Here is a 4,091-nt window from a genome sequence, read left to right as displayed (position 1 = left end):
CACCGTGAGAACCTGCCTACCGGCGAGGGAACTCCCCCTCAAAATTGAGGGGGCTGGGGGGAGCTTTTGGGATGGGGTCGAGGGGAAGTTTTTCCCTCGTGGGTTTGGGCAACGCCCAAGGTTTGTTTGACTGGCAGCGGCAGGCATTTGGGCGAGTCGCCCAACGGCTTTTACCCTCGGAGAGCATTTTCATAGTGCACACAACGTGTCACTATACAGAAAATGTTACTTTGGCAAAGTAACAAACGTTTATGGTAGGATTGTGGTAATGGGGTGAGTCGTATGGGTATGAGTATTTCATTGAAAAAAGACACGGCAAAAACGAACATCAAACACAATAATCGGAAATTCAATGACAAAGAAAAAGAGCAGAATTCGCATATTGATTTTTCCCTTTCAGCTGACAATGTCTATCTGGTCGAACGAAGCTTGAAGGAATTGTACAAAGAGGAATTTGGACAAGCGCAATCAGATTACAACGACAAACAAAAGCGCAACGATCGGAAAATCAAAAACTATTATGATCAAGTGAAAGCCAGCAAAAAAACGAGCTTGCAGCAAGAAATGATTTTGCAGGTCGGGGATCGTGACCACTTTCAAGATAATCCGGAAAATCAGAAGTTGGCCAATGAAATTCTGAAAGAGTGGTTCGACAAATTCGAAGAACGAAATCCAAATCTCAAAATCTATAATGCGGTCATTCACAATGACGAGGCTTCGCCACACATGCACTTGAATTTTGTGCCGGTAGCGACTGGATATAAAAGAGGGATGGATAAACAGGTATCGTTTGATAAGGCCATTTTGCAACAGGATCAAACCCTCAACAAAGAGCGCCCATTTGATGACTGGCGCAATCGTGAAGTGCTATTGCTAGAAAAGATGCTCAAAGAGCGCGGCATCGAACGGGAATTGGTCGGAACGAACGAATTTAAAGACGTGAATGATTTCAAAGAGAAAAAAGAGCAGATACAGGAATTAGATACAAAAATCGTGGATTTGGAGAAGAAATACACGGCAGAACGTGAAAAGCTTCAGAAGGGCGTTCAAGAGCTTGTGAAGGCGGTTGAGTCCTCCAAGTCGATTGAAAGCATAGAAGCCGAAAAAGCAGGCGTATTTGACCGTAAGAACGTCAAAATGCCCGTTGAGGACTTCGAGAGTATGAAAACCCTAGCGAGGGCTTCTGAAGCCCTTAAAACGCAAAATAAGACGCTTGAGCGTGATTTAAGCGTTAGCGTTCATGAAAAACAGGAATTGCAGGAAGAAAATACGGAGCTGAAAACGGAAAATGAAGAATTGAAACGGCAAAACGAACGTTTGCAGAAGACAAACGAGCTTCAAGAGAAAACCATTCGCTATTTGAATGACATGGTGCATTTGCTCAAAAAGAACTCTCAGAAGTTTCTCGAAGTCAGTCGGGAGAATATGGTCGATTTTATCGGCAAGGTTCGAGCTGCAGCTTTAACTCACGAATTTAAGAAAGCACCAACTGAAAAATTGATGACGGCTGTTCCCGAAGAAGAACGAGCAGGAGCAAAAGCTGTTTTCGATTTGAAGAAAGAACAAGAAGAGCAGAAACAGAAAGAAGCAGAAAAAGAGAAAATGGCTGTGCCGAAAAGAAGACCAAAAGAAATGGAACACGAACGATAAAAAAAAAAAAAAAAAACCACAAGTGATTTCTTTTGAAGACGATGTATAAAAAAGCCCCCTGGATCTCCTGAATCCGAAGGGGCTTTTTTGTGTGTTTTTGAACTGAAAAAAAGCCCGTTTTTGGGGGCTTTTTTTGTGTGTTTTTTCTATCTTGATAACTAACGTCATTATTTTCGCGCGAAAATAATGACGTTAGTAGGTCTTCGCTCTTACGCCCTCAAGGGTTTTCGCTCTTAAAAAACAGTGATTTAAAGGATACGAATCCAAAAAAAAGAGACTTGCCCTTTTTCCGTCTGAAAGTTAAGCTTAAGTTACCACACAAAAGTTTAAAATCAGAGGGGAGGACAAGTCACTTTGGACTTATTAAATTTATATTGCTCACTTGTGACTTTACAACATTTATGCCCAAAAATCAAGATACTATAAACAACAAAAAAGCCTTTAAGCAAACCAAGCTTGGCAAAGATATAACAGAAAAATACGCGCCAAAAAAAGATTTAAATCGAAAAGGAGCCGCGTACATGGAAAAACATGTGCCGATCAAATCGATTGTGCGGTTCGAAACCTGTAGCGATTATATTTCGCATCTAACCAATGCAGAAATGAGCGTGAAGCGAGTGCATAAGACCAATGCTTGTGAAAATCGGTTCTGTCCTATCTGTACATGGAAAACGGCGAAAAAAGATGCCATCAAACTATCAGTTATGTTGAAAGCTGTGAAGGAAATCGAAGGCAAGGAATTTTTATTTCTGACGCTGACTTCGCCTAACTGTGGAGCTGGGGAATTAATCGAGGAACTGGACCGGTTCAACAAAGCAGTCAGTAAATTATTTCGAAGACGGAACGTACAGCGTGTGGTGAAAGGCTACGTTCGGAAAATTGAAGTGACGACAGACCAGGAACAATACATTACGGAAAAAGTTTTCAAGCGTAAGAAGGATTATTTTGAAATGCGTGGGTTGAAGGTCGGGGATCCGAATCCGACTTACAATACATACAATCCTCACGTCCATGCGATTGTGGTCGTGAACAAAAGCTATTTTAACAAGCCAAGCGATTTCATCAGCAAGAAAAAATGGTTGGAAATGTGGCAAGAATGCATGGAAGACAAGTCGATTACGCAAGTAGACGTCAAGAAAGTTCAGGATTCTGCCAATTCCAATGCGGTCTTGGAAATTGCGAAGTATTCGGCAAAGGGAAGCGACTTATACCACAGCGAAACTGTATTTGACACGTTCTATAAAGCCTTGAAAGGGCGTCAATTGCTGGTGTTTTCCGGAATGATGAGCGATTACGCCAAAAAGTACGAAAAAGGCGATTTAGACCGATTAAAAGAAAAAAACGAGGATGTCTATACGCATTTGCTCCGTTCACTTTGGAAAGGCTCGAAATACGACAGCAAGTTGCGTGAGTTGTCTCCAGAAGAGTTTGAGGAATTCAACAAACAGGCAGAACTCATCGAAGAAAGTGATGGGGTGGAGTAATGGGGAAAGATTATTATTACAACCCAAAAACACAAACTTTAGTGGGGCTGCTAGATGAAAATATTGTTGAATTTAAGAATAAAGATGAAGATTGTCATGACATAGAGTGCTATGTTGCTCTGCATGATTTAGCTGAAGATAGAGTTTATATTCAAGAAATGGATGAATTCCATGAAAGTTTTTTGGTTTTTACTTTAGATGAAATGCCGATGTTGCAATTGTGGTATGAGATGGATGACATTGCACTTGCGAGATTGAAAAGGATAATGGCAGAACTTTTGGAGACGGAGGTCTGATTATGATTCAATTTGACCGAATTGAAAATAACCGGGTGTACCTGGGATTTACGCAAGTGGAATTGGATTCGATTCTTTCGCTGTTGGAAAAACATCTGCCGGATGAGGAAATTACGAAACGGCTTGATGTATTAGCGATGGTATTCAAGAAAGAAAGTGACCCCAAAAAAAGGAGGTGACCATCTTATGAGTTCGAAAGAAAGACCAGAAGAACAAAGAGAACGTTTAAGACAAAAAGAATTAAAAAATAATCCTACGGGTTCTTTGCGAGATGGAATGAGCAGAGGAGAAAGCGGTAATTTGCAGGACATTTCTGGTGATATGGGTTGGAAAGGAATGGCGCTATTAATCATAGTGTTGATTATAGGCTACGTTGTTTATAGTCTGTTTTTCCGTTGAAGTGTTGGCAAATAACTGGATATGTGAAAAAGGGAGAGGGCATTCGCTACTCTCCTTTTTTATTTGGCCAGAGCAGTAGATTGACGGTAAGTGTCCACGGTAAATGTCTGACTGGAACGCAGTGGAAGGAATTTAAGGAGTGGATACGTGAAGTCGATCTGCACCCTGTCTCTGGTTCTCACGTCCACCGTGAGAACCTGCCTACCGGCGAGGGAACTCCCCCTCAAAATTGAGGGGGCTGGGGGGAGCTTTTGGGATGGGG

5 protein-coding genes are annotated in these 4,091 nt (G+C 41.7%); all 5 read left to right on the top strand.

Annotation, left to right across the window (positions count from 1 at the left end):
• The first annotated feature begins 282 nt into the window (after positions 1–282).
• The 5 genes from H9630_RS18725 to H9630_RS18705 all read left to right on the top strand — a co-directional run bounded on the left by H9630_RS18725 (position 283) and on the right by H9630_RS18705 (position 3,829).
• Complete coding sequence (locus H9630_RS18725) at positions 283–1,650, top strand: plasmid recombination protein (RefSeq protein WP_191716990.1); 1,368 nt, start codon at positions 283–285, stop codon at positions 1,648–1,650.
• A gap of 521 nt (positions 1,651–2,171) precedes the next feature.
• Positions 2,172–3,134, top strand: coding sequence for a protein rep (locus H9630_RS18720; protein ID WP_225218658.1), 963 nt, complete (start codon positions 2,172–2,174; stop codon positions 3,132–3,134).
• A complete protein-coding gene (locus tag H9630_RS18715) occupies positions 3,134–3,430 on the top strand; it encodes a hypothetical protein (RefSeq protein ID WP_191716988.1) in 297 nt (98 codons plus the stop codon). The genes H9630_RS18720 and H9630_RS18715 overlap by 1 nt, the downstream gene beginning before the upstream one ends.
• Before the next feature lie 2 nt (positions 3,431–3,432).
• Positions 3,433–3,609 (top strand): hypothetical protein, encoded by a 177-nt coding sequence (locus H9630_RS18710; protein WP_191716987.1) that lies wholly within the window; start codon positions 3,433–3,435, stop codon positions 3,607–3,609.
• A gap of 7 nt (positions 3,610–3,616) precedes the next feature.
• Positions 3,617–3,829 carry a DUF6366 family protein gene (locus H9630_RS18705; RefSeq protein ID WP_191716986.1) on the top strand — a complete coding sequence of 71 codons (213 nt, stop codon included), beginning with the start codon at positions 3,617–3,619 and terminating at the stop codon, positions 3,827–3,829.
• The last annotated feature ends 262 nt before the right edge of the window (positions 3,830–4,091 follow it).

This window comes from Planococcus wigleyi (assembly GCF_014836985.1).
Classification (GTDB): Bacteria; Bacillota; Bacilli; order Bacillales_A; family Planococcaceae; genus Planococcus; species Planococcus notacanthi.
Note: the sequence above shows the minus strand (reverse complement) of the source record. Positions and strands in the feature narration are given on the sequence as shown.

What these genes read in the sequence shown, in the direction of transcription:
- H9630_RS18715 (WP_191716988.1), top strand. Translation starts at nt 3,134, where the DNA reads ATGGGGAAAGATTATTATTACAACCCAAAAACACAAACTTTAGTGGGG.
- H9630_RS18725 (WP_191716990.1), top strand. Translation starts at nt 283, where the DNA reads ATGGGTATGAGTATTTCATTGAAAAAAGACACGGCAAAAACGAACATC.
- H9630_RS18710 (WP_191716987.1), top strand. Translation starts at nt 3,433, where the DNA reads ATGATTCAATTTGACCGAATTGAAAATAACCGGGTGTACCTGGGATTT.
- H9630_RS18720 (WP_225218658.1), top strand. Translation starts at nt 2,172, where the DNA reads ATGGAAAAACATGTGCCGATCAAATCGATTGTGCGGTTCGAAACCTGT.
- H9630_RS18705 (WP_191716986.1), top strand. Translation starts at nt 3,617, where the DNA reads ATGAGTTCGAAAGAAAGACCAGAAGAACAAAGAGAACGTTTAAGACAA.